The organism is Halogranum roseipondis, assembly GCF_059695585.1.
Genome location: NZ_JBUEED010000008.1, coordinates 258,363 through 282,309 on the forward strand (window position 1 = coordinate 258,363; position 23,947 = coordinate 282,309).

General features: G+C 58.8%; 24 protein-coding genes and 2 pseudogenes. 15 read left to right on the top strand and 11 right to left on the bottom strand.

What is annotated here, in order from left to right; genetic code table 11:
* Positions 1–167 precede the first annotated feature (167 nt).
* The 8 genes from EOHIBHHM_RS25095 to EOHIBHHM_RS25130 all read right to left on the bottom strand — a co-directional run bounded on the left by EOHIBHHM_RS25095 (position 168) and on the right by EOHIBHHM_RS25130 (position 8,615).
* Positions 168–605 (bottom strand): DUF7970 domain-containing protein, encoded by a 438-nt coding sequence (locus EOHIBHHM_RS25095; protein ID WP_497259745.1) that lies wholly within the window; start codon positions 603–605, stop codon positions 168–170.
* On the bottom strand, positions 605–1,480 hold the full coding sequence (locus EOHIBHHM_RS25100) for a ParA family protein (protein WP_497259747.1): 876 nt from the start codon (positions 1,478–1,480) through the stop codon (positions 605–607). The genes EOHIBHHM_RS25095 and EOHIBHHM_RS25100 overlap by 1 nt, the downstream gene beginning before the upstream one ends.
* A 225-nt stretch (positions 1,481–1,705) precedes the next feature.
* Entirely contained in the window at positions 1,706–2,989 is a 1,284-nt protein-coding gene (locus EOHIBHHM_RS25105) for a DolP-mannose mannosyltransferase (RefSeq protein ID WP_497259749.1), read from the bottom strand.
* Positions 2,990–3,144: 155 nt separating this feature from the next.
* Positions 3,145–3,528, bottom strand: a complete 384-nt coding sequence (locus tag EOHIBHHM_RS25110; protein ID WP_497259751.1) for a hypothetical protein — start codon at positions 3,526–3,528, stop codon at positions 3,145–3,147.
* Between the two features lie 144 nt (positions 3,529–3,672).
* Positions 3,673–4,503 (bottom strand): IS5 family transposase, encoded by an 831-nt coding sequence (locus EOHIBHHM_RS25115; protein WP_497252184.1) that lies wholly within the window; start codon positions 4,501–4,503, stop codon positions 3,673–3,675.
* 213 nt (positions 4,504–4,716) lie between these two features.
* The gene (locus tag EOHIBHHM_RS25120; protein ID WP_497259753.1) at positions 4,717–5,964 is read right to left on the bottom strand and encodes an RNA-guided endonuclease InsQ/TnpB family protein; all 1,248 of its coding nucleotides are present in this window, start codon (positions 5,962–5,964) and stop codon (positions 4,717–4,719) included.
* Positions 5,965–6,340: 376 nt separating this feature from the next.
* Positions 6,341–6,703, bottom strand: coding sequence for a glycoside hydrolase family 32 C-terminal domain-containing protein (locus tag EOHIBHHM_RS25125; protein WP_497259755.1), 363 nt, complete (start codon positions 6,701–6,703; stop codon positions 6,341–6,343).
* Positions 6,666–8,615 carry a copper-translocating P-type ATPase gene (locus tag EOHIBHHM_RS25130; RefSeq protein ID WP_497259757.1) on the bottom strand — a complete coding sequence of 650 codons (1,950 nt, stop codon included), beginning with the start codon at positions 8,613–8,615 and terminating at the stop codon, positions 6,666–6,668. The genes EOHIBHHM_RS25125 and EOHIBHHM_RS25130 overlap by 38 nt, the downstream gene beginning before the upstream one ends.
* A gap of 24 nt (positions 8,616–8,639) precedes the next feature.
* Between EOHIBHHM_RS25130 and EOHIBHHM_RS25135 the strand changes: the two genes are divergently transcribed.
* On the top strand, positions 8,640–8,900 hold the full coding sequence (locus EOHIBHHM_RS25135) for a hypothetical protein (protein ID WP_497259759.1): 261 nt from the start codon (positions 8,640–8,642) through the stop codon (positions 8,898–8,900).
* Between the two features lie 215 nt (positions 8,901–9,115).
* Here EOHIBHHM_RS25135 and EOHIBHHM_RS25140 read toward each other — a convergent pair whose 3' ends face one another.
* The gene (locus EOHIBHHM_RS25140) at positions 9,116–9,313 is read right to left on the bottom strand and encodes a heavy-metal-associated domain-containing protein (RefSeq protein WP_497259761.1); all 198 of its coding nucleotides are present in this window, start codon (positions 9,311–9,313) and stop codon (positions 9,116–9,118) included.
* 131 nt (positions 9,314–9,444) lie between these two features.
* Between EOHIBHHM_RS25140 and EOHIBHHM_RS25145 the strand changes: the two genes are divergently transcribed.
* The 4 genes and pseudogenes from EOHIBHHM_RS25145 to EOHIBHHM_RS25160 all read left to right on the top strand — a co-directional run.
* Complete coding sequence (locus EOHIBHHM_RS25145; RefSeq protein WP_497259763.1) at positions 9,445–10,044, top strand: AsnC family transcriptional regulator; 600 nt, start codon at positions 9,445–9,447, stop codon at positions 10,042–10,044.
* Between the two features lie 108 nt (positions 10,045–10,152).
* Positions 10,153–12,759: a heavy metal translocating P-type ATPase gene (locus tag EOHIBHHM_RS25150; RefSeq protein ID WP_497259765.1), complete on the top strand. Its 2,607-nt coding sequence runs from the start codon at positions 10,153–10,155 to the stop codon at positions 12,757–12,759.
* Positions 12,760–12,781: 22 nt separating this feature from the next.
* Entirely contained in the window at positions 12,782–13,006 is a 225-nt protein-coding gene (locus tag EOHIBHHM_RS25155; RefSeq protein ID WP_089828169.1) for a DUF7123 family protein, read from the top strand.
* 123 nt (positions 13,007–13,129) lie between these two features.
* A pseudogene (locus tag EOHIBHHM_RS25160) lies at positions 13,130–13,348 on the top strand (RNA-guided endonuclease TnpB family protein); the annotation flags it as partial.
* 46 nt (positions 13,349–13,394) lie between these two features.
* Here EOHIBHHM_RS25160 and EOHIBHHM_RS25165 read toward each other — a convergent pair.
* A complete protein-coding gene (locus EOHIBHHM_RS25165) occupies positions 13,395–13,694 on the bottom strand; it encodes a hypothetical protein (RefSeq protein ID WP_497259767.1) in 300 nt (99 codons plus the stop codon).
* Entirely contained in the window at positions 13,694–14,173 is a 480-nt protein-coding gene (locus tag EOHIBHHM_RS25170) for a hypothetical protein (RefSeq protein WP_497259769.1), read from the bottom strand. Before EOHIBHHM_RS25170 ends, EOHIBHHM_RS25165 begins: the two co-directional genes overlap by 1 nt.
* Positions 14,174–14,509: 336 nt before the next feature.
* On the opposite strand from EOHIBHHM_RS25170, the gene EOHIBHHM_RS25175 reads away from it, so the two are divergent.
* The 10 genes and pseudogenes from EOHIBHHM_RS25175 to EOHIBHHM_RS25220 all read left to right on the top strand — a co-directional run.
* Positions 14,510–15,913 (top strand): permease, encoded by a 1,404-nt coding sequence (locus EOHIBHHM_RS25175; protein ID WP_497259771.1) that lies wholly within the window; start codon positions 14,510–14,512, stop codon positions 15,911–15,913.
* Between the two features lie 132 nt (positions 15,914–16,045).
* The gene (locus EOHIBHHM_RS25180; RefSeq protein ID WP_497259773.1) at positions 16,046–16,639 is read left to right on the top strand and encodes a helix-turn-helix transcriptional regulator; all 594 of its coding nucleotides are present in this window, start codon (positions 16,046–16,048) and stop codon (positions 16,637–16,639) included.
* A 134-nt stretch (positions 16,640–16,773) separates the two neighbouring features.
* Positions 16,774–18,558 carry a bifunctional metallophosphatase/5'-nucleotidase gene (locus EOHIBHHM_RS25185; protein WP_497259775.1) on the top strand — a complete coding sequence of 595 codons (1,785 nt, stop codon included), beginning with the start codon at positions 16,774–16,776 and terminating at the stop codon, positions 18,556–18,558.
* Positions 18,559–18,945: 387 nt separating this feature from the next.
* The gene (locus EOHIBHHM_RS25190; protein WP_497259777.1) at positions 18,946–19,953 is read left to right on the top strand and encodes an ion channel; all 1,008 of its coding nucleotides are present in this window, start codon (positions 18,946–18,948) and stop codon (positions 19,951–19,953) included.
* Between the two features lie 1,007 nt (positions 19,954–20,960).
* Positions 20,961–21,257 carry a hypothetical protein gene (locus EOHIBHHM_RS25195; protein ID WP_497259779.1) on the top strand — a complete coding sequence of 99 codons (297 nt, stop codon included), beginning with the start codon at positions 20,961–20,963 and terminating at the stop codon, positions 21,255–21,257.
* A 57-nt stretch (positions 21,258–21,314) separates the two neighbouring features.
* Positions 21,315–21,665, top strand: coding sequence for an SHOCT domain-containing protein (locus EOHIBHHM_RS25200; protein ID WP_497259781.1), 351 nt, complete (start codon positions 21,315–21,317; stop codon positions 21,663–21,665).
* A 93-nt stretch (positions 21,666–21,758) separates the two neighbouring features.
* Positions 21,759–22,175, top strand: coding sequence for a DUF302 domain-containing protein (locus EOHIBHHM_RS25205; protein ID WP_497259783.1), 417 nt, complete (start codon positions 21,759–21,761; stop codon positions 22,173–22,175).
* Between the two features lie 56 nt (positions 22,176–22,231).
* The gene (locus tag EOHIBHHM_RS25210; RefSeq protein ID WP_497258842.1) at positions 22,232–22,453 is read left to right on the top strand and encodes a hypothetical protein; all 222 of its coding nucleotides are present in this window, start codon (positions 22,232–22,234) and stop codon (positions 22,451–22,453) included.
* Between the two features lie 131 nt (positions 22,454–22,584).
* Entirely contained in the window at positions 22,585–22,953 is a 369-nt protein-coding gene (locus EOHIBHHM_RS25215; RefSeq protein WP_497258844.1) for an SHOCT domain-containing protein, read from the top strand.
* 213 nt (positions 22,954–23,166) lie between these two features.
* Positions 23,167–23,775 (top strand): annotated as a pseudogene (locus tag EOHIBHHM_RS25220) (RNA-guided endonuclease InsQ/TnpB family protein); the annotation flags it as partial.
* Between the last annotated feature and the right edge of the window lie 172 nt (positions 23,776–23,947).

The window sequence follows — 23,947 nt, forward strand, 5'->3', positions numbered from 1 at the left end:
CTGAGGACAACCTGGAGACATACCCAAACTTTGGCCTGTCGCTCATCTGTCGGAGAGTGTTGATCCCGTTCTCTTGACCCGACCGCCCTTCATCATAATTGCTACACAGGAGCGAATTCCTAATCCTCTTATTGCTGCTCTTGATGCCGAACCGACGGCTGTACCACCTAGCCGTCGTCAATGAGGGGACCGTCAACGCGTTCGGTCCGTGTTGCAATGAATTGGTCCGTAATGTCCTCAACAGAGAGTTCGTTGACCGCGGCCTGCAGGAGGGCATTGTGCAGTTCGCGTTTCTGGACCGCACCATGGCCGTTCCGTCGGAGAGCGATTTCAGCTTCGAACAGTAATCCGGATGGACCATCGAGCGCTTCCCAGGTCTTGGGGAGACAGTAGACGGAATGTTGGGTCTGACTTTTAGCCGTAGGGAATGCCGGATCTGTCTCTGGATTGTAGTCGTCGTCAGACTCGCTGTCGGCTTCAGTAGCATCGTCTGTACTCTCATTACCGGAGAGGGTACCGGCTAGTTCGCCAAGGGCTTCATCACCCGGATCATTTGCCTCTTCGGTCTCATCACTGTTCTCGTCGGCGAGATCGTCGAATGGCATTACCGAACCACCCCGCCGACTTCGACAATCTGAGCAAGTTCCGCGTAGCAGGCGAGCTGGTCACACTCGGGGTCGTAATCGCGTAAGGGTTGGCGAGCGCGATGAGCCTTATCGATGCTGGCGCGGTGACGGATACCCGGGAGCTCACCAGTGTATTCGCCGTTTTCGATAGCGTCCCAATCTGAAGGCGTGAGCCGAGCGAAGTTAGGGACAAATTGGGCGAGGTCGTCTCGGCGGTTGAGGGCGTACAAGAGGTTCCGATCGCGGGTGTCGTGATCGAGACGTTCTGAAAGGTCGGTCGGAACCAATGCGAGAAGATCGAGGTCGAAATACTGACGGGCTTCTTGGATGAGTCGCTTGTTGGTCTGGGTGATGCCGCTTTCCCACCCGCTTTCGGGTCGGAGTGGAACGATGAGGTGTTTGGTCGCGAACAGGGCGTTGTCGTTGAGTTTCCCGCGGTTGGCTGGCGTATCGACGACGACATAGTCGTACCCGTCGCCGAGGAGGGGGTCAACGACGTTTCGGTGGAGGCGTTGACTCGAGGCCATCGCCGACTGAAGGTTGGTTTCGACGTCTTCGAGGGCTTCGTGTGAAGGCAGTAAATCGAGGCTGTCGGTCACCGAGACGATGTGGTCTGCAGGGTCGGCGTCGTCGATGAGGATTCGTTGGAGGTGATTCTCGCCTTCGTAGCGATCGCGGTAGCCGAGGTTGAAGGTAGTGTGGCCGTTGTCGTCGAGGTCGATGAGGAGAGCAGTCCCGTTGCGGTCGCCGAGTTCGCGAGCGAGATTGATGGCAGTGGTCGATTTGCCGAACCCCCCTTTGAGGACGTTCACGGCGACGGCACGGGACGATTTTTCAGGTTCCGATGTAGGCATAGCGGTAATTCATGCTAAGAACGTATAAAATGTAGTGCCTGTCGAAGATGTAGCTCCTTCTGTGAATGGTATGAACTTCCTGAGAGGCGTAGATTGAAGCACAGTTTTGAGATGGATGATTGTTTAGCATGTTCCAACACTCGAGAAAGTAAGCACATGGATAGATGTCATGAACTGGGCGACTGTTATGAATGTAGCAGTAGAAGAATTAGCATGGCGTTGAACTCAGGGTCTCAAGTCAGGCCACTCTCCACAGGTTTCGTCTCGCGGTTGGGCGTCGGTCCTGGCTATCCATCGTTGTTCTGTCCGACTCAACCGGTAGTGACACGTTTTAGGCTGTCGCTTTTGCCAGTAAATCGTCCGCATATCTGGAGTTGAGTGCCCATAATCACGACTCAGCGTCACTTTCTCGGCTTCTGTATTCTCTTTTTGTGTTTCGACCGGTCTTTCCATCGGAGCTACAGTGAGATGCCACACGGGACCTGCGAGTACGACAGTTACAACAAGTATGAAAATACCCCAACGGGAGGGTGCCTGGGTCGTTGTTGAGTCGACAGCGATGGCGACCCCAAAGGCAACAAACACGAGCCACAGCAGCAGATCAAGCGACCCGTTCATGTTAAGGAAGAGTGCAACCCCCATATAAATCAATCCACCAGTGGGCACCCACCATCGATTACGTGAAGAAATCGCTTGAAGCCATCCATAGCCCGCTACCGGAAGAAGAGCAGTTGCATAACCGAGTGCGTGTATGATAGCATAGCTTCGGCCCAGAAGCGTAGACGGAGCTTGAACATACAACGGAGCGATAACCGTTTCTACCACCATCGGGATAGCTGCTCCCGTGATGATGAAGGGAAAGACAGTTATGAGGGTAACCCCGAGTCCACCGAATACTGCTCTTCTGACCCCCCGAAAACCACTTTGTTGCAGAGTAATTCCGAGGACGAGAGGGACAGTTCCAATACCGGGTTGCCAGAATCCAGCCCCAGCAGCGACACTCGCCCCCGCAAGGAGTGGGTACTCCCAAGAGGAGAGTGCGAGTGCAGTGATCGCGAAGAAGAGTGCGAAGTATTGCGACCGGACACCATACGGAGGAAGGCCGTATACTTCAGGAACTGCAAGTAATACGAGGCTTGCTAAAAGGCCGGCAGTCTTCTCACCAGTCATCTGAGCAGCGAGCCAGCCGACCAAGAGAACACTGATTGCGGTTACAAGGAGCGTAGCTGTAGCACTCAGTGTATGCAGCAGGTACATATTGCCATCTGCGAGGATTGCAAGGCCAGCAGTGAGTGCAAATGTTAAGGGTGGGTTGATATCCCAGACATCAACATATGGAACGCTCCCACGGGTGACGAGCCACCCGACATGCTGGAAGAGCGCAGCATCAGTAGCGACGATTGGCTGATTTGAGACTATGGCTGCACCGGCAGACCCGCCGAACACCACCACGACAGCAAGTGCTAATCCACGAAACCATCGGGGCCAGATATTGGTGTTAATTGTCATGTGTAACGTCGTTCGGTAAATCTATTCACATGTAGGTCAGTACTCGGAAAAATTCAGGAATTGTATTTCAATCAGTCTTGTGGCCTCTCTCACATCGAAATCTACTGTGCTTATCAGTTTTAAGATCTCTCGTCGTTCGTGCCACGGTCGGTCACTTACTCGCCGATCGACACGTTCTGCAGTTCGAGGCCGACCTCGTCGAGGGTGAGGTTGATCGCACAGATCCGGTAGGTAGTGTCTTGGTAGGTAACGAGGAAGCCGTCCGTCGTTATCGTCAACTCCTCGAAGGTGTACTTCGCCTCGTCGACCGACCTGTCTGGGAGTCCAGTACCCCGCAGGTGGGTGTCACTGACCGTAACCGTGAGGTCACGTATCGCGACGTCCTGTCTCCCGATATCGACGATGTCTGAATCGGAATTCGTGGAACTGTCGTCTAGGTTGTGTGTGGAGTCCGTATCCGCCGCGGCACCGAACGTCCCTGCAACGAGGACGCTCGACAGGAGTAATGCTACGAACAACACGGCCTTGACTGCTTTCATGGCAGTAGGGGATGTCGCTCCTATCTTAATAACCGAGTGGGATAGTTGAGAACCGTCTCATCTGTTTCCGTAGCTTAGACTCCTGTTTTGGAATGCCCCACTCCCTTCAGGGGGCTCTGTTGAATCGCCATACAGCGTACGATTTTACTGTTTAATGAGTCGCTTGATGTTGTAGACGACACACATCAGCGTGATTTCACGGAACTCTCGATACCAGTCACGCGCTCGCACGGCGTAGCCGAGCGAGCGCTTCACAGCCGAATTCACAGTTTCAGTCATTGAGCGCTGTGCGTAGCGATCTTGGTCAATTCGAGCGTTGTGTGCATGGTCGTACGGTGCGAAGACGCGATGTTTGATGAGCGGGCGAATCCCGAGTTCCCGCAACGCTTCTCTGAGCGCCTTCTTGTCGTAGCCTTTGTCTGCGGCGAGTGACTGCAGATCGCCCGCGTTCCGGCGGGCGATCTGCTCACAGAGGTCAGCATCACTTCCTTTTCGGGTCGTCGAACAGTGTACGTCAAGGATCGCCTGGCTGTCTGTATCGACGAGTTTCGTGACTTTGAGCTTCTGCACGCGGTAGTTCGTTCGATTGCAGTAGTGGCGGCTTGCTGTATCTCGTTCGTAGAACGTGGCATCGACCGCTCCGTGCTTCGAAGGGTCGTGCAGCTGCGCCGAGTGGCGCAGCAGCACTCGACAGACGCTCATGCTGAATCGGTCGAACGCCTTACACAACGTAGATGGTGAGGGGAGATCGGCCGCTTCGAGGCCGATCTCCCCGATTATTTGCGGCATCTCTTTGAGCAGGTCGATCGTCATGCGGTAGGACGTATCGAGGTAAATCCGCAGACAATGGAGGGAAACGAGGGCATAGTCAGCGAATCCGCCGCCACCTTCCGGGGCGGCGGATTCGTCTCCATCGCCAGTAACCCTTTGAGCAAGCGGCACAATCTCACCAGTGAAGCGGGAGATTTGTGTCATAGGCAACCGAATCTCTCCGCTTCAACTCCTTTGATTTAGCGACCCATCTCGACGCTGTCTAGTGATTCAACACAGCCCTTCAGGGGCAAAAAACCCTCTGGCGGACAGAACGATGCTCATCCTCGACGACATTGTAAACTACCCCACCCTACTCCCTCGGCGCATACGCGCCTCGGTCCTTGAGGGTGGGGCTTTGATGTGGACTCCCGGCAATCAGTCTCTGGCAATAGGCCGGTGACTCTTGCCGTTCAACATCCCACCATTTATACGCAGGTCTACTTCTGCGTCTCCGCTCCCCGACTTGGGCGAGGAACGGAGTTTGTGCGTCCGCTTTCGAGCGTACCGTAGCCCAATGTTCTTCGCGCCGTTGTAGTCCGCGTTCACCTCGTACCCGCACTTCTGGCACTTGAAGTGCTCTCCGTGGCGGTTGTCTTCGTGCGTGAACCCACAGTCCGTCCGAGAACACCGTTGGGACGTGTGGTTCGGTTCAACCTGCTCCACGGAGACACCCTGCTCAGGTGCCTTGTAGGAGACGTACTCGAACAGGCGTCGGAACGCCCATACATGGTGCCACTTCGCCTGCGGAAGCCGCTCTCGAATGTCGGTCAAGTCCTCGAACGCAATCACGTCGCAGTCGTGTTCGACGGCTTCCGTGACGAGTTCGTTAGCGACCGTGTGGATGTACTGTTTCCGCCACGCTTCTTCGTGCTTCCCGAGGCGAAGCAAAGCGTTGTGTGCGGCCTGTGTACCGCGCTGTTGCATCTCACCGCGTCGCTTCTCAAACTCGCGGCACCAATGGTCGTAGTCGTCTCCCTGCCAGAACGTGCCGGTCGAGGAGACGGCGAGTGAGTTGACGCCGAGGTCGATACCGAGGACCGTTTGGTCGGGGTGCTCGGTATCTTCCGAAACCTCTGCGTCGCCGTCTGTCCGCCGCGTCGAGATGTTGAGGTAGAACTCGTCGGTCGCCGCGTCGTACCGAAGTGTACTCTCGCGGAACTCGTAGTCATCGGAGAGAACGTACCGCTCGTAGGGCGTCGGGCTGTCTGCCGGGAGAACGAACGACGGTTCGACTCGGCCCTCAACAGTTGCCAGCGACACCTTGTTGCGGTAGAAGGTCGCGCTCCGTGTGTCGTAGTCCATCGTCTCGGCGGTGAACGTTGGACAAGAGACGCGCTGTCCCTTCTTCCAGCGTTCGACACACGCTTTGACCGCTTCGACGGCGCGTTTGATGGCGGCTTGGACGAGTTGCGCCTGTAGGTCCGTCTCCTCTCGAAGTTCGGAGTAGAGCGCGTCACGAACCTCTCGCTTGTTGGTTTTGCACTCGGTGTAGGAGTCGTCTGACCAACAGTAGCCGGCAGTTCGGTTCGCGCAGTACAGGTATTGCTCGGCGGTTCGGTGGAGCGCGTCGCGTTGCTCGTCGGAAACGGAGAGTTTCACGACGGCGGTTCGACGCACGTCCATACTTCAGAGAGTACCCGACGGTACTTATACATTCGGGAGTCTGCCGGTCGCAGTACGCCGGTTGTGCCGTACCGTGTCGGTTTCCTCTCCGGCCTACTCGCTCACTCCGTTCGCTCCTTGAGGCCGGAGGCTCCACCTTGAATTGCGCTGAAATAATGTGTTCTTATGATAGTGATACTGTCTTTCTATTCAAGAACCGACCGAATCTGTCTGAGATGCTGGGAGACGGCTTGAAATCGGAGAGCAAATCCAGACCTGTCCCTGCAGCATCTTTAGCGACACGGAAGGTCTCGGTCAGGGGGCTCGTGTGCGGGTGCTGACGACGACGTCGAACATTGGCTTTTGAACCGTCCGGACTGCTTGCCTTCTGGCCCGACTACGACTCAGGAGAGAGGTCGTAGGCAATCAGATGTTCGAGCATGGCGGAACCGCCTTCAGCGAACAGGGAGACACCGGTGCTGTTCCAGTCGGGGAACACGATATTTGTCATCGTAATGCGTCCCTCATTGGCAAATCTCTCGACGGAGGATCTATCGACGAACACACGGAGTTGGATTGTCCCGTCGTCACGTGGCTCAAGTGGCGCGTCTGCGACATCATACGAAACCAACTTCGATGAAGAAGAACACCGCCACGTTTGCCCAGTCAGTATTCTTTCAGCAGCGTTGCCAACTGTCACATACCCGGTCGAGAAATCGTGCTCATGTTGTAAGATCGACTCCCTTGAGCCGGCGGGCATTGATCGCGACGATGATTGTCGACAGGGACATGAACACGGCACCGATCGCCGGCGATAGCAGAATCCCGATTGGGGCGAGAATCCCGGCGGCGAGCGGGAGCGCGAACACGTTGTAGCCAGTCGCCCAGACGAGGTTTTCCTGCATCTTCCGATAGCTCGCCTTCGAGAGCCGGATGAGCCGCACCACGTCCAGGGGATTGTTGTCGACGAGGATGATGTCGCCCGACTCGATAGCGACGTCGGTTCCGGAGCCGATTGCGATGCCGACGTCGGCTCGCGTAAGCGCCGGGGCGTCGTTGACGCCGTCGCCGACCATCGCCACCAGTTTCCCCTCGGACTGGAGCTGTTCGACCTTGGTGTCCTTCTCCTCGGGCAGGACTTCCGCGAAGTACTGATCGATGCCGAGTTCCTCGGCGACCGCCTTCGCGACGTCTTCAGAGTCACCAGTCAGCATTGCCACTTCGATGCCCATCCCGTGCAACGCCTCGATAGCCCGGCGACTCTCCTCGCGGATGACGTCCGCAAGGGCGAAAGCCGCGACGACCTCGGACTCCTCGCTCACGAGGTAGATAACGGTCTGGGCGTTCGAGCCTGCTTCGTCGGCGAACGACACAATGTTGTCGGGTCGTTCGATCCCGAGTTTTTCGATCAGGTTCGGCCCGCCGAGGTGGACCGTCTCGCCATCTACTGTCGCCCGGACGCCGAGGCCGCGGAGGTTCTCGAAGTTCGAGACCTGGGCCCGTCGGACGTCACGTTCGGCGGCAGCGTTCCGGATAGCGCGGGCGATCATGTGCTCGGAGTCACCTTCGACGCCAGCGGCGATTTCGAACGCTCGCTGTTCGTCCCAGTCACCTGCCGTCTCGACCCCGACGACGCCCTGCTCACCCTTCGTCAGCGTCCCCGTCTTGTCGAACATCACCGTGTCGAGGTTCCGGGCTTCTTCCATGGCGATGCGGTCGCGGATGAGCATCCCGTTCTGGGCTGCAGTGGAGGTGTTAATGGCGACGACGAGCGGAACCGCGAGTCCGAGGGCATGTGGACACGCGATGACGAGGACAGTCACGACGCGTTCGAGGACAGCGATGTTGAACCCGGTCGCGACGACCCAGGCGACGGCGGTGATACCAGCGACGGCGAGAGCGATGTAGAACAACCAGCCTGCCGCTCGGTCAGCGAGTAATTGCGTCCGGGACTTCGACTTCTGTGCCTCATCGACGAGACGCATGATGCCCGCCAGCGTCGTCTCGTCGCCGGTCTTCGTGACGCGAACGCGGAGGCTTCCGTCTTGGTTGACCGTGCCAGCGACGACCTCCGACTCGGGTTCCTTATCCACAGGTCGGGACTCGCCGGTAATCATCGATTCGTCCACCGATGACTCACCCTCGACGACTTCACCGTCTGCAGGAACGGAGGCCCCCGGACGGACGAGGACGACGTCGCCCTCTGACAGTTCGGAGACTGGAACCTCCTCCGTGTCCCCACTCTCGGTGATACGCTCTGCGGTGTCGGGCATGAGCTTCGCCAGCTCGTCGAGCGCACCAGAGGCCTGTCGGACCGACCGCATCTCCATCCAGTGGCCCAGTAACATGATGTCGATCAGCGTGACGAGTTCCCAGAAAAACGGGGTCGTTCCCTCAAGGAATAGACTCGAGATGGAGTAGACGAACGCGACGCTGATGGCCAGAGAGATGAGCATCATCATCCCCGGCTCACGGTTCTCGAGTTCCGTCCGGGCCATCGAGAGGAACGGCACGCCACCGTACGCGAAGATGACCACCGAGAGAACGGGCGTGATCCAGACACTACCTAGGAACGTCGGCGCGGTGTAGCCGAAGACGTTCTGGATGAACTCGCTGAAGAAGATGACTGGTACCGAGAGGACGAGCGACACCCAGAACCGCCGGCGGAACATTTTCTCGTGGCCCGTGTGGTCCGTGTGGGCGCCGTGGTCCTCGTGTGGACCTCCCTCGTGAACGTGCGCACCGCGGTCGTGCTCTGCTTCTCCGTGGTGAGTGTGTTCGGTTTCGGCTTGGCGGTGCCCGTGCTCGGCTTCGTGCTCGTGCTGTGCGTGTTCGTCCGAGTGTTCGGATTCCGTGGTGGCCTCATCCGCTGCAGTGTGTGCTTCGTGCTCCGGGGAGTGGGAATGCTGCTCGGACGACGCGCGGGTTGTTGCCAGCGCTTCAGCATCTGCTTCTAGCTGGCAAATTCGACAACAGTAGACGGATCCTTCGGATCGATGCGAGGGCTGAGGCTCTGCGGAGGAGTTTCCGGAGGTCTCGTGGTCTGGATGGTTGCTCATGGTATGAGTTTTGGTGCCGTCTCTCATTATATTGTCCAGACCCTGATACAGCGCGGTGCCATCGGAAGGGCCCGTATCGAACGAGAACGGCGGGGCGTTCGTCGGGGTGTTTCTCAGGCGTAGGCGGTGTATCCAGCGTCCTCGACGGCCTGGACGAGTGCTGTGGTGTCAGCCCCGCCATCGACGCTCGCCTGTTCGGCTTCTCGATTGGCGGTCACGTCGGACACGCCGCTCACCTCTCGAAGCGCTTCTTCGACTGTCTGTTCACAGTGGCCGCAGGTCATCCCCTCGACGGTGATGGTCGTCGACATACACCAATATCTACGCTCCCCCTTCTTATGCGGATTTTCCCTTCGAACGAGCGGGTATCAACCAACCCAAAGTTTGGAAACTGAGCAGGTGGCACCGAGATGCTTTAGTCAGTCGTTGCCGTTGACTCACTATGCGTGACCTCGACGAAACCGATCTCGAAATCCTCCAGCTCCTGATGTCGAACGCCCGTCGACCGTACAGTGACATCGCTGATGCCGTCGGTCTCTCGGCACCGGCCGTCTCGGACCGGGTGGCGAGACTGCAGGAGATGGGCATCATCAATCGATTCACACTTGACGTCGATCACTCACAACTCCGGAAGGGCATTCCTGTGTTGCTGACGCTGGATGTCGCTTCGGGCGGCCCAGGTGTCGCATCGATTAAACGTGTACTTCTAGACGAGGGAGCGGTCGAACACGTATTCACCACCGCTGAAGCCGATCTGATCGTCTATGCACGAGTCCCGGACAACGACGTTGCGAGTTGGCTCGACGATACGCTCGAAGACGGAGCAATCGAGGATTTCGGGGTAACGCTCTTGGCAGGCGCTGACTGGTCGCCCGACCTCGGCGGGACGGAGTTCGCCCTCTCCTGTGCCCAGTGCGGGAACACGGTCGATAGTGAGGGGACAGCGAGCCGCATCGACGGGGACCTGTACCAGTTCTGTTGTCCATCGTGTGAATCCCGATTCGAGGAGAAATACGAGCAGCTTCAGCAAGGAGCCGATTGATTCGCGATCGCGTTTGCCAGACTGCTTTGGATTCAAAACTTTAGGCGCTTTGTCACCGAACACCTGAAAGGGTAAACCGATTGAACAAGGGACCCCTATGAGTATCTAATGAGTCAGCGCCGAAGCCAAATCGACATTCAAGGGATGAGCTGCGCGAACTGTTCGCAGACCATCGCCGACGCCGTCACGTCCTTAGATGGCGTCTCGGACGCGAACATCAACTTCGCGACCGACGAGGGGAGCGTGGAGTACGACCCGGACGAGATCTCGCTCGCTCGAATCTTCGATGCCATCGAGGACGCCGGCTACTCGCCGGTCACGGACTCGGTGAGCATCGGCATCACGGACATGTCGTGTGCGAACTGCTCGGAGACAGTGCAGGACGCGCTCGAACGGACGCCGGGCGTCGTCAAAGCGGACGTAAACTTCGCGACCAACGAAGCACAGGTCACGTACAATCCGGCTGAGGCGGGCCTCACAGACTTCTACGACGCCATCGAGGATGCTGGCTACTCGCCCGTCCGCGAGGACGCTGACTCCGAGGACGGGCCGGGAGGTGACGCTCGGGAGGCTGCCCGGCAGGAGGATATCAGGCGACAGTTGCGGCTGACGCTCTTCGGCGCGGCTCTGTCGGCGCCGCTGCTGTTCTTCCTCGTCGAGAAGTTCCTCCTCGGCGGTGGCGTCCTTCCGGAGACGATCTTCGGCATCAAGTTCGGCTGGGCCGAGTTCCTACTGGCGACGCCCGTTCAGTTGGTGCTGGGCTGGCCGTTCTACAAGAACTCCTACAAGGCGCTCGTCAAGAACGGGCGTTCCAACATGGACGTGTTGATCGCGCTGGGCTCGACGACCGCGTACGTCTACTCGGTGGCCGTCTTGCTCGGCCTGATTGCCGGGGGACTCTACTTCGACACGGCGGCGCTCATCCTCGTGTTCATCACGCTCGGCAACTACCTCGAAGCCCGGTCGAAGGGGCAGGCCGGTGAGGCACTCCGGAAGCTGCTGGAGATGGAAGCCGAGACGGCCACTATCGTTGACGAAGAAGGAAACGAGGAAGAGATACCCCTCGAAGAGGTCGAGGTCGGTGACCGGATGAAGGTCCGTCCCGGCGAACAGATCCCGACCGACGGCGTGGTCGTCGACGGCCAGTCGGCGGTCGACGAGTCGATGGTGACCGGCGAGTCCGTCCCCGTCGAAAAGAGCGAGGGTGACGAGGTGGTCGGGTCGACCATCAACGAGAACGGCGTGCTCGTCGTGGAAGCGACGAAGGTCGGGAAAGATACGGCGCTCCAACAGATCGTCCAGACTGTCAAGGAAGCACAGTCGCGCCAGCCCGACATCCAGAACCTCGCCGACCGCATCTCCGCGTACTTCGTGCCAGCAGTCATCGCGAACGCCGTTCTCTGGGGCGTCGTCTGGTACCTGTTCCCCGAGGTCCTCGCCGGAGTCGTCGAATGGCTCCCACTGTGGGGGCTCGTCGCGGGCGGTCCCGTCGCCGCCGGCGGCGTGTCGGTCTTCGAGTTCGCAGTCATCGTCTTCGCGTCGGCCGTGTTGATCGCCTGCCCCTGTGCGCTGGGACTGGCGACGCCTGCGGCGACGATGGTCGGGACCACTATCGGCGCACAGAACGGCGTCCTGTTCAAGGGTGGTGACATCCTCGAGCGAGCGAAAGACGTCGACACGGTCGTCTTCGACAAGACCGGGACGCTGACGAAGGGAGAGATGGAACTGACCGACGTCGTCGTCTTCAATGGCGACGGCCAACCGGTTTCGGACGGCGGCGACACCGCTGCCGATGGCGGCCAACTGACCGCACGTGACCGCCTCAGCGAGGACGACGTATTGCGGCTCGCAGCCACGGCCGAGAGCGGGAGCGAACACCCGCTCGCCCGGGCCATCGTCGACGGAGCCAGAGAGCGCGGCATCGACGTGGGTGACCCCGATAACTTCGAGAACGTCCCCGGTCACGGCATCACAGCGACCGTCTGTGACAGCGAGGTGCTAGTCGGCAATCGGAAGCTCCTCCGTGACAACGGCATCGACCCCTCGTCCGCTCAGGAAACGATGGAGCGCCTCGAGAACGAGGGGAAGACGGCGATGCTCGTCGCCTACGAGGGTGAACTCGTCGGTGTGGTCGCTGATGCCGACACGATCAAAGAGAGTGCGAAAGACGCTGTGAGCCAACTGCAGGAGCGCGGCGTCGACGTGATGATGATCACTGGCGACAACGAGCGTACCGCCCGCGCGGTCGCCGAGCAAGTCGGCATCGACCCGGAGAACGTCCACGCGGAGGTCCTTCCCGAGGACAAGTCAGACGCCGTCGAGTCAATTCAGGACGAAGGGCGGAAGGCGATGATGGTCGGTGATGGCGTCAACGACGCACCCGCCCTCGCCGTCGCCTACGTCGGGACGGCCATCGGGTCGGGTACTGACGTTGCGATTGAGGCCGCGGACGTGACGCTGATGCGCGATGATCCGCTCGACGTCGTGAAAGCCATCCGCATCTCGGATGCGACGCTGGCGAAGATCAAACAGAATCTCGTGTGGGCGCTGGGCTACAATACAGCGATGATCCCGCTCGCCTCGCTCGGCTTGCTCCAGCCAGTGCTGGCGGCAGGCGCGATGGCGTTCTCGTCGGTATCGGTGCTGACGAATAGCCTGCTGTTCCGTCGGTACACACCCGACCACGACTACGAACTGCTTGGAAAGCTCCGCTAACCACTAGACGTTCCGATTCATCATGTCCAACGTTTCCCGTCAAACAGTGCGCGCGTACCTCGTTGAGAGGGCCGGCACAGAACCGACGTATCTGCGGGCCCGTGAGATTGCCGGTGACCTCGACGGCTCGCCGAAAGCTGTCGCACAGTATCTGAGCCAACTTCAGGACGAACTTGTCGACGTGTCGCTTGAGCAGTGGAGTCGCTCGAAGAGCACGACGTGGCGAGTTGAGACGAGCGAGTCGTGAGTACCGTCACTCGACGCGTCGAGACTGCACTCCCTGACCCCGGTACTCGGGAGTTGTGGGCGCTATATTTGCTTGCTCCAGTGGTACTCATCAGTGCGGTGCTCCTTGCATCTACGACCGGTTCCCATCTGGGTGCGTGAACACTCCTGCCCCCCGGTTCGAGTGTAACCGGGACGCGAACGCGGCGATGAATGTCCTGCAACGCGGCTTTCTGAGCTAGGATGGCCCGAAGACACGCCTGTGGTGACTGCGCTCCCTACGGACACCACTTCGGTGTCTGCAAAGCGCGTCATCGACGCAGGAAGCCTCGGGGTCGTCCGAGACGGCGAAGCCGTCTCGTGATGACGAGAGAGCAGAGCTCTCTCGAACCACCTGATTCCGAAGCGATTCACGTCATGAGATAATGAAACGAGAAATACCCGAGGATAAGAAGGCCCCCTGAAACGACACTCAGTAGCGCGTAGTTCGCCCACTGCCGTTCATCGCATCGACGCTGTGGCGTGGCTATGACGACGAGTCCGAACAGGACGAGCGTGAGGACGCTCTTGCCGAGCCAGTGATGCGAGAATACGGTCGCGATGAAGGCTTTGAGCGGTGGGGACAGTTCCGCCGCGAGTGTAAGGGCGGTGACGAACCATATCGAAGCGACTGTCGCAACGTAGTATCGAAACAGCGATTCTGTAGCCATCAGGGGCCTCCTCTGAAGAGTACTGCCGGCTCCGTTGCTGCTCGGAACCCACTCGTTATCAGATACCCCATTCCGGCCATGAGGAACGCGACGAGAATCAACAGTCCTGTAACCACGAGTAGAGCATATCGAGCGTCGCCGGATATCTCGTCGTGTGCTCGTAGCGCCATCGTCTGGAGAATAGCGAGGATGGGTAAGAAGAGAAAGATGTGCTCTTTAGCCTCCATGAAGACGAGATGGCTCCATGGCTGCGGCCCCTCGACGATGAGTTCCTTGACCTGCTGATAGCCAGTGAGATAGTAATTGCCGCCGATGACCCACGCTAACGCGAGCGATATCAGTGCAACGAGAGAGATCCGTCTAACACGGACGACATTCGTTTGATCGATGCCTCGATACACTTCGACGAACGTCCAGAGAAAGAGAACGGCAGAAACCTCTCCGAATACGGCATGAAAGCCGATTCCTGGATGGGGCATGTCTATATGTTGGTGATATTATGACTTAGCGTTGTGTTCTCTCCGACGAGAATGAACTGAGAGAACGTACGGCGCGGTTGTGGAACTCGTGTGTGTTCGCTGTGAACCACCACGAAGCCAGGCATGAGGCACTCGCCTTGCCTGTCTGTAGCAACGACTCGAAGTACCCGCTCACCGGAGCCGGTGTACGAACAGTCGGTGAAGTCAGATAATAGAAGTCCGAACAACAAAAGACGATTTCAGGATGAAGCTCCCTTCGAATATACGGTTGAGAGCAGTCAAAACTTCAGTTTATTGAGGACAATCGGCATAATCGATGCCCACCCTAGTCTAGATATGCAAGCAGCCCTCGTCGACGGAATCCTCGAGTCATTACGGATCGGCGTCGGGTTCCTCTGGACGGCGGCCTGGGCCATCATCATGGGGCTCGTCATTACGAGTCTCGTCCAGGTCTACGTCTCGAAAGAGCGGATGGCCCAAGTCCTCGGAGAAGAGAATCTGAGTGGCCTCACGAAGGCGACGGTGTTCGGCGCCGCGAGTAGCGGCTGCAGCTTCGGTGCAGTCGCTATTGGGAAAGGACTGTTCAAGAAGGGTGCGCACGCGGTGAACATCCTCGCGTTCATGTTCGCCTCGACGAACCTCATCGTCGAGCTTGGTCTGATGATATTTATCCTCCTCGGGTGGGAATTCCTGGTTGCAGAACTCCTGGGCGGCGTCATTCTCATCGCCGTGATGGCGGTCCTCGTCCATCTGACGCTCCCTGAGAACCTGTTTGAGCAAGTACGGCAGGAACTGAATCAACGCGACCACGACCAGGGAATCACTGAAGACCCGACCTGTGGGATGGAAGGAAAAGACGAGTACTCGCTGATGACCGACGGGGGCGAGACGCTGAAGTTCTGCTCGAAGGGTTGTCTGGAAACCTACCAGCAGGAGGCTGCAAGTAGTGGCGGGTGGCGTGACGAACTCCTCTCGTGGGGCGGGTGGTACAAAGTCGGGAATCAGTATCGCAAGGAGTGGTCGATGATCTGGAAGGACGTCGTCGCGGGCTTTCTCATCTCGGGGTTCGTCATCGTCTTCGTCCCGCAGTGGGTCTGGAGCACGCTCTTCCTCCAGGGCGAGGGGCTATTGGTAAGCGCAGAGAACGCCATCATGGGTGTGACAATCGCTGTCATCAGTTTTGTTGGCAGCATGGGCAACGTCCCGTTCGCCGTCGCGCTGTGGGGCGGCGGCATCAGCTTCGCGGGAGTCATCGCGTTCGTCTACGCCGATCTCATCACAATTCCCGTCCTGAACGTTTACCGGAAGTACTACGGCTGGAAAGTGATGCTGTACATTCTCGCTGTCTTCTTCGTGACGATGGCCTTCACGGGCTTTCTCATGGAAGAACTGTTCGAGGCCCTCGACATCGTCCCGGACCTCACTGGCGGACAGACCGCGAGCGAACAGACGTATTTCGAACTCAACTACACGTTCTACCTCAACATCGTCGGGGTCGCCCTCTCGGGATTCCTCCTCTACGTCTACCGGCGTGGACTCGGTGCACCAGGCGAGTACCGTGATCCAGTCTGTGGGATGCGGACCGACGATAGCGGGCCGAGTCTTACCCACGACGGCGAGACGTACTACTTCTGTTCGAATCAGTGCAAGCGATCGTTCGCGAAGCATCCATCCGAATTTGCACATCAACATTCAAGAATCCCAGAGAGAGGAACCTCCCAGAGCCATGAGCATCACTGAACGCTGTCACCCGATATCGAGTTTCGCAGCCAAGCAGTCCCGCGCAGTGCTTCAACCAATCAAAACTGCTACACCGATGTCTCGCCAACCCTCAGGCATGAACGAATATAACAGCCGATCGAGGTGGGACGGATGATTCAACGGCGAGCCGATACAGTAGTCGGTCTTCTCGTCGCTGCTGTCCTCATCACTGGTGGGGCGCTCAGCTGGCGAGCGTACCAGCAACAGCAGGCCTTCGAGGAGATGGGATCGATGATGGGCACGTCGATGGGAGCGGTTCACGGAACGAACCCGCTCTGGTACGTCCTCGGGACCCTCCTGGTCACGGCCATCATCAGTGGCGGGTATCTCACGATCCGGGGTGATCTCACCAGCACAGACGTAACTGCCCATCCACAGAAGGAGATCTCGAACCCGACTGATCGAGAGCAGCCTGACTCGCCAGAAAGCCCCGTCGAACCGACTGCGGCAGTCAATCCCGAAACCCAGCCGCAAGCTCGCGTGTTGGACCTCCTGCCGGATGACGAACGTCGCATCCTCGAACCGGTCCTCTCCTCACCCGGAATCACGCAGATTGAGCTCCGGGATCGCTCGGACTTTTCGAAGAGCAAGGTGAGTCAGACCGTGAGTGCCCTCGAGAAACGTGGGCTGTTGTACCGCGAGCGCCAGGGGCGAACGTATCGTATCTATCCGAGTGACAACCTGCAGCAGAACCAGGCACAATAGCTATCGTTGCCCTGCATTGAGGACACCCGGAAAGCCGCTGTATCCCCCGGGTGCCCGCTGAATGCTGTGTGCTTACTTTCGATTATTGCCCACAACCTTTGAGCTAGAGGCTCTCGTACGCTGTCAACGTTAGTATGACCGAACAGCAGGCAACGGTTGGCGATTGGCGACGTCTCGACGGGAGTGCCGCTCACCATACAGCGGGTGAGCCTGATCTGGTGTTCGCACATGTTAGTGACCTTCACGGACAACTGACGGCCCGACACCAGATCTACTACGACAATGCGACGTCGGGACCCAACTTCGAGTTTGGGGACGCGGACCGCACCGTCAAGCGAGGGGGTGGCGTTCCCGTGCTCGCGGCGAAACTTGCCGAGCTTCGGGCCAACCACGAGATGTGTACGCTGATGAGCGGCGATACGTTCCACGGCTCCGCCATGACGACGTACACGAACGGGCGAGCGATGCTCGAACCGATCAACGAGCACCTCGTCCCGGACATCTACGTTCCGGGTAACTGGGACTACTCGAACGAGGCCGCCGAAGACGGGAACTTCCGCGACCTGATGGACGCACTCAACGCGCCCGTCCTCGCGAACAACCTCTACGACTGGGAGACAGACGAGCGGTTGTATGACGCGTACCGGGTCCTCGACATCGGCGGTCTCTCGGTGGGCGTCGTCGGGATGACGAACGTCTACGTCGACCGGATGGCCCCTGCGTTCTACGAGGGGAAGTACCGCTTCGGCAAGCACCCCGCACTCCTCGAAGAGTCAGCGCACGCCGCCCGTGAGGCGGGAGCGGACATCGTCGTGGCGGTCACCGAAATCGGTCTTCCGTGGATGGTCCAGGCTGCGAAGGACTGTGCGAACGTCGACGTGATGTTCAGTGCCCACACTCACGAGTACACGTACGATCCCATCGTCGTCGAGGAGACCGAAACGGTGGTCATCGAGTCCGGCATGGGCGAAGCGCTCGGCCGCGTCGACCTCCGAGTTCGAGACGGGGAAGTACAGTTCCGACACCACCTCTACTGCCTCACCGAAGACGGCGAGTACACGCCGGACCCGGACGCCGATGCAGCGGAGACCGTCGAGTCGGTGCGTGCGCCGTTCTTCGAGGAAAATCCAGAATTCGAGCGGGGGGCCGGGACGCTCGATCGACCACTCGACACGGTCGTCGGGCGAACGAAGACACCGCTCTACCGGCAGTCGTTCCTCGAAAGTGCCTGGAACACGCTGTTCAACGACGCACTCCAAGCACACTTCGATACCGACCTGGCCGTCTCACATGGGTTCCGGTACGGGACCGCGATCCCGCCGGGCGATGTCACGCTCGGCCAGTTATACACGTTCTTCCCGATGGCGACGCCCGTTGCCCGCGGCGTCGCGTACGGCCAGCAACTCACGAGCCACATGGAGGCGTTCCTCGAGGACAACTTCACGCCCTACCCCTACGATCAGGAGGACGGCCGTGTCCGGAACTTCTCCTCGAACGTCGAGGTGACCGTCGACCCGACCGCCAAGCGTGGCCGTCGCCTCGTCGAGATGCGCATCGACGGCGAGCCAGTCGACCCGGAAGAGACGTACTCGGTGGCGACGTTCCGCCGCCCCGGCGATCCCGAACGCGACCTCGGCAACTGCGGGTTCCCATTCCAGGACGTTGAGGTCGCCGACGGGACGATACCGGTCGACGTCATCGTTGAGTACCTCGAAGAGCACTCACCAGTTGACTACGAAGTGATGGGGTTGATCGAGACCGCAGACGACGGCGGCCGAGCCCAGAACACGCCCGCAGATGGACCCTACCCGTTCATTCAACCAGGCGTCGATTATCAAGGCGGTGAGGCCTACTGTGAGACTGCCATGATTCCCCATGGGAACGCCTTTCCTGAAGAAGGGCGGAATCGAAAGCGGTAGACAGCGACGGCACACCCGACAGATTCGACGAACGACGAATCAGACACTACACAGGTAAGGGTCCAAACGACCCACCCTTCTACGACGACTACGGCTACACGTACTACGGTACCTTTGTCATCATCCTCAGATACTGCCAGTTGTACACTTGGTTTCTCGGCGAAACTCGTCTTATTGTCGTTCGTAGCCTCGGGCCCCCTGCTACTGGATCGGCGCGACTAGATTCCTTACTCTGGCACCGAATCCTGTTTTGAACACAAGGCAGTTGAAGGGTTTGGCTTCGCTTCCCAGGCCAGAACCCTATTGAATTTGGAACTCCAATCCAATCGTGAGACGCAATGGACCGCTGGGAATACGCATTCCTAACCCTCGTACCCCGGGAACACGATGTCTGATACGGCCCCTCTATACGCCGCTCTGGGCGTGATAGTATTGAGCGGAACGATTATCGATCTCCTCTGGACGACGATTTGGGCAGAGGGGGGTTCAGGGCCGCTCACGACGCGACTGATGAGTGGACTCTGGAACCCACTTCGACGAGCGACAAGCCGAGAGTCCCAGCTCCTCACCTTGGCTGGGCCGCTGATTCTCGTCGCCAGCCTCGCGACGTGGATTGTTCTATTGTGGCTGGGTTGGACACTCGTCTTCGCTGGCTCCGAGACCGCAGTTATCGAAACCAGCAGTCGAAGTACCGCTTCGTGGATCGAACGGTTCTACTTCGTCGGCTACTCGCTCTTCACCCTCGGCAACGGCGGGTTCAGTCCAAAGGGGGGTGTCTGGCAGATCACGACCGTGCTCATGACCGCGAGTGGGATGCTCGTCGTTACCCTGCTCGTGACGTACGTGCTCTCCGTTCTCGGCGCCGTCACTCAGAAGAAACTGTTCGCCAGTACCGTAAGCGGACTCGGACGACGGAGTGAGGAAATCGTGGCGGCCGGCTGGAACGGGGAGCAGTTCGATGACTTTGACCTCCCTCTCAATACGATTACAACCGAGCTCAACCGGCTCACAGTCAACCACATGGCGTACCCAGTTCTCCACTACTTCTACACGCAACGACGACAGTACGCGCCGGTCCACAACGTCGTCGTTCTCGACGATTCGCTCACACTATTGCGATTTGGTGTCCCAGAGGATATCCAACCGAGTGCCCCCGTCCTCGAGAATGCACGATCCAGTGTCGAGAACTACCTGGACATGGTTGACGAGATGGCTACCCGACCGGACGACACCCCGGCTGCGCCAGAGTTAGATGCACTCCGTCAGGCTGGCGTTCCGACGGTCTCTGACGAGGAGTTTGCTGACTCACTACGTGATATCGAGACTCGACGACGCAGGCTTCATGGCATCACGGACGCTGATGCCCGGCCATGGCCCCGAACAGAGACGATGTAAGCTCCTTATGGACCCTCAGATAGAACGGGAGAAAAATTACGGAGATTCAAGGAGAAAGCCCCGTGCTTTAGCGCGGGGATGAATCCGACACTACTCTCCGCGACCCACAGTCGATAGCACGGCTGAGTTTGGATTCCGTACATTTTTGCGGGGTTCGACCGTACTACGTGGTGATGGTCTTCCCCATACTCGGCACGACGGTTTCACCGTCCACTGGTCTTCGACCAGCGACCGTGGTGGGTAACAAAACCAGAACCACTCTGCCACGTCCTCGTAATGGAGACGCGAATGGCAGTACCCAACAGGCTGAATACCCTGTCGTGGAGGGAAGCAGTATTCCTGTCGAAGTCGTTCGAAAGACGCACCGCGTCTTTCGTGATGACGAGACGCCAAAGGCGTCTCGAACCACGTTCAGCGCGTCTGAATGGGAAGGCCCCGTTGACAGGGCTGTACCCGTTGCAATGCACGTCCTCGGTCACAATTGGACGGCTACCGACGAAGGGTCACGCGAAAGCGTCTTTGAACCCCGAGGAAACACGCAACCTCAAACTCCACTTCGTGGAATCCTCGCCCTTTAGCGCGGGGAGGATGTCAATGAGCGCAGTTGTGTTCGTGTACTCACGCTATCGAGCGGCAGGTCTCTGCGCACTGGCGGAGCGGCTCGACAGAGGCCTGGTAGCGGTCGTGGTTGTACTGTCTTTAGTGCGTGGTGCTTGCAGCTCCGCCCAAGTACGGAGATGCGGGGCTTCACCGAGTAGTCTCTATCGAGACTCTATCGGGCGTGGAGGACAGTCTCCACAGAACCACGCAGCGTGAGCCCGCTCACTGCCTCCCGTGACTGGGGAGCGGGCGAGGTCACATCCTGCCGAATACGACCGCGGTGAACGATTCCTCCCGCGAGAAACGATTAGATCGCTCTATACACGGTCTCGAACGTTCTCCCGTGCGAGTTATCACCCACATGGACAACTGCTGAGCCGTCCTACGAGTAACCGAGGAGAGAGACAATGACCACCTTCAAACTCGGACGTTGGCTGCTCGTGGCGCTCGCGATCATCGGACTCGCGTTCGCCGCGCCCGTGGTCAGCGCACACGGCAACGACACGATCGCTGACGACGCGCCCCCGTACGAGGGGACGGCTGCCGACTGGGCGGTCTGGATGGAGTCGCACATGACCGAGCACATGGGCCCTGGTAGCGTCGAGTGGATGGAATCGCACATGGGTGTGACCGTCGACGAGATGGCCCAGGACATGGCTGACGACGACTACACCGGCGGAATGTACGGGCAGGGCCACTGCTGACGGCCCTGACCGTTTCGATCGCTTCGACCGAACACGGTGACTCACCAACTCAAGATAATGACGCAACTCACTACCCACATCGGACGCACTGCTCGTCGACTTGCGCTACTCGCCGTCCCGCTACTGGTCGCGGCGACGGGAACGGTTGCCGCCATGGGCGGAAGCTACGGCAGCGGCACGATGGGCGGCGGCTGGGGTCTCTTCGGGGGGACGATGGGCCTCTGGGGGCTCCTCTGGATGGGGTTGCTGCTCGCGATCCCGCTCTACCTCATCGTCGCCCTCGGGAGGGGTCGAGACGATGGGGCCAGTCAACGCCCGCCCTCGGTTCTCCGAGAGCGGTACGCCCGTGGTGAGCTCTCTGACGACGAATTCGAGCGGCGGCGTGAACAGCTGGAACGTACCGGATGATCCATTCGGTGTCAGTTTCAGTACGGATGACTCTATCCGTGACGACCGCTACGGAACCCCACGCTTAAGTCAACTAACAGGGCACCATATTGCATGACGTACACAATACAAAAGTCTGTGTCCGGAAACTTCGATCAAGTGGTCGAGACAACGCCCGACGCGCTCACAGACGAAGGATTCGGCGTCCTCTGCGACATCGACGTGCCGACGGCGCTTGAGGAGAAACTCGGCGAGGAGTTTCGACAGTACCGCATTCTCGGTGCGTGCAATCCGGCGCTCGCGCACGAAGGTCTGAACGAAGAGATCGAACTTGGCGCACTCCTCCCGTGTAACGTCATCGTCTACGAAACCGACGACGGCGAGGTCATGGTGAGTGCGGTCGATCCGCAGCAGTTGGTCGGCACCGCCGACAACGAGGCGCTCGATCCGATCGCAAACGAGGTCAACGACCGGTTCGAGCGCGTCCTCGCCACTGTCGCTGACGAACTCGAATCCTCGTCGGCGGTCTAAGTATATGGATGTTCGACTGGCGAAATACGTTTTTGACTCGGGTCCGTAGCGCAGGTATGTCTACGACCGTCGAACTCCCTGACGTTGACGAGACGTGCGCTTACTGTGGATCACCTATTTTCGACCACGACCCGATCTGTGTCCGCGACTGTAGCGACGACTGTGGGTCGCCGACGTACTTCTGCAACTATGCGTGTCTCTCGACCTACGTAGACGAAAACAGCCTGACGACTGGGGACGCGTGCGAGTGGTCGCCCGACAATAACGACTGCTGCTGAGGGGACCCAGCTCGGTGAATACACAGAGTAACGTATCGTCCGTTACTCCTCCGTCAGAGTCCATTACCAGAGTGGTACTGGTAGCCGACCAAATTATGGAGTCAACTGACGAACAGTCCTAGTGGTTCACTATGTCGACAGAGCGCACGTCCGATGGCTTGCTCCACATCGTCCTGATCGTCCTCGCAGCGATCGTCCTATCCCCGCTGTTGATGATGGTGTTCGCGATGCCGATGATAGATATGATGGGCTGGTGGTGGGGCGGTGGCATGGCCGGTGGCCTCTCGCCGCTGTGGGGTATTGGGATGATGCTCGTCTGGCTCATCGTCCTCGTCGGTATCGGGTACCTCCTGTATCGCGGCCTCGTCGGCCGTGTCGGGTCGTCGCTGACCGGCGATAGGGCACTCGAGGAACTCCGAGTGGCGTACGCTCGGGGTGATCTCTCCGACGAGGAGTTTGAACAGCGCCGCGCGAAACTCAGCCACGAGGAGTCGCAGTAATCCACCATCATGTCCCCAACAGTACAGCGACGGGAGTTCTTGACGGCACTCAGCGCCGGCGTCGCAAGTCTCTCGGGATGCATCGGGAATCTCCCAGGTAGTGGTGGCGGTGTCGACAGAACGATCTACGTTGGAGCCTCCCACTGAGGCATCATCATCGTTGACGAAGCCGGCGAGGAACAGGGGCGTATCAGCCTGCAACGTAAGTACGTCAACCTTTCCGTGGATATGCTCGACTTAGAGGACGAGTACGAACGATACGCCCATGAGCAACGAAAGCTCGACCGGAAGGAACACGGGGCGAACAATTGGGAATCCCAACGCCGGAAAGTTGCTAAAGCGAAGCGACATATCAAACGGAAAGTCGTTGACTTTCAGCACAAGTTATCCACGTGGTTGGTGAAAGAGTACGACTTAGTAGCCGTTGAGGACTTGGACGTGAAACCGGTGATGAAAACGTCCCAACCCGCGAAGAACAAGCAGGATGCGGCGTGGTCGCGGTTTCTGACCATGTTGGAGTACAAGGCCGAGTTGTATGGGACACATGTCGTGAAAGTTGACGCGGCAGGGACGTCCAAAGAGTGTTCGCGGTGTGGTGTGGAGACTTCGAAGCCGGTGTGGGTGCGTGAGCATTCGTGCCCGGCGTGCGGCCACGAGGAGGATAGGGATTTGAATGCGGCGAAGAACATTCTTTCTCGCGGTCTCGAAGATGTAGGGGCGGGACGCTCCGAACCAACGCCTGTGCAGACTGCGCTCCCTGTGTTCACCCCGGTTGCGGTGGATGCAAAGCGCGTCGTTGAAGCAGGAAGCCCCGAGGCTTGACCTCGGGGCAGGTTCACCAGAAGCTGAAGAATCTGCGTATCGGTTTCGGCCAGTGTCCCCATGAGTGAGGTCTACTCTGTCGCTCCGCAAACCGATTGTGGCAGTTTTCGTGAATGGGATCTGAACAACATTAACTGATGGTGACTTTCAGGGCGGATTTGTTCGGTGCGGA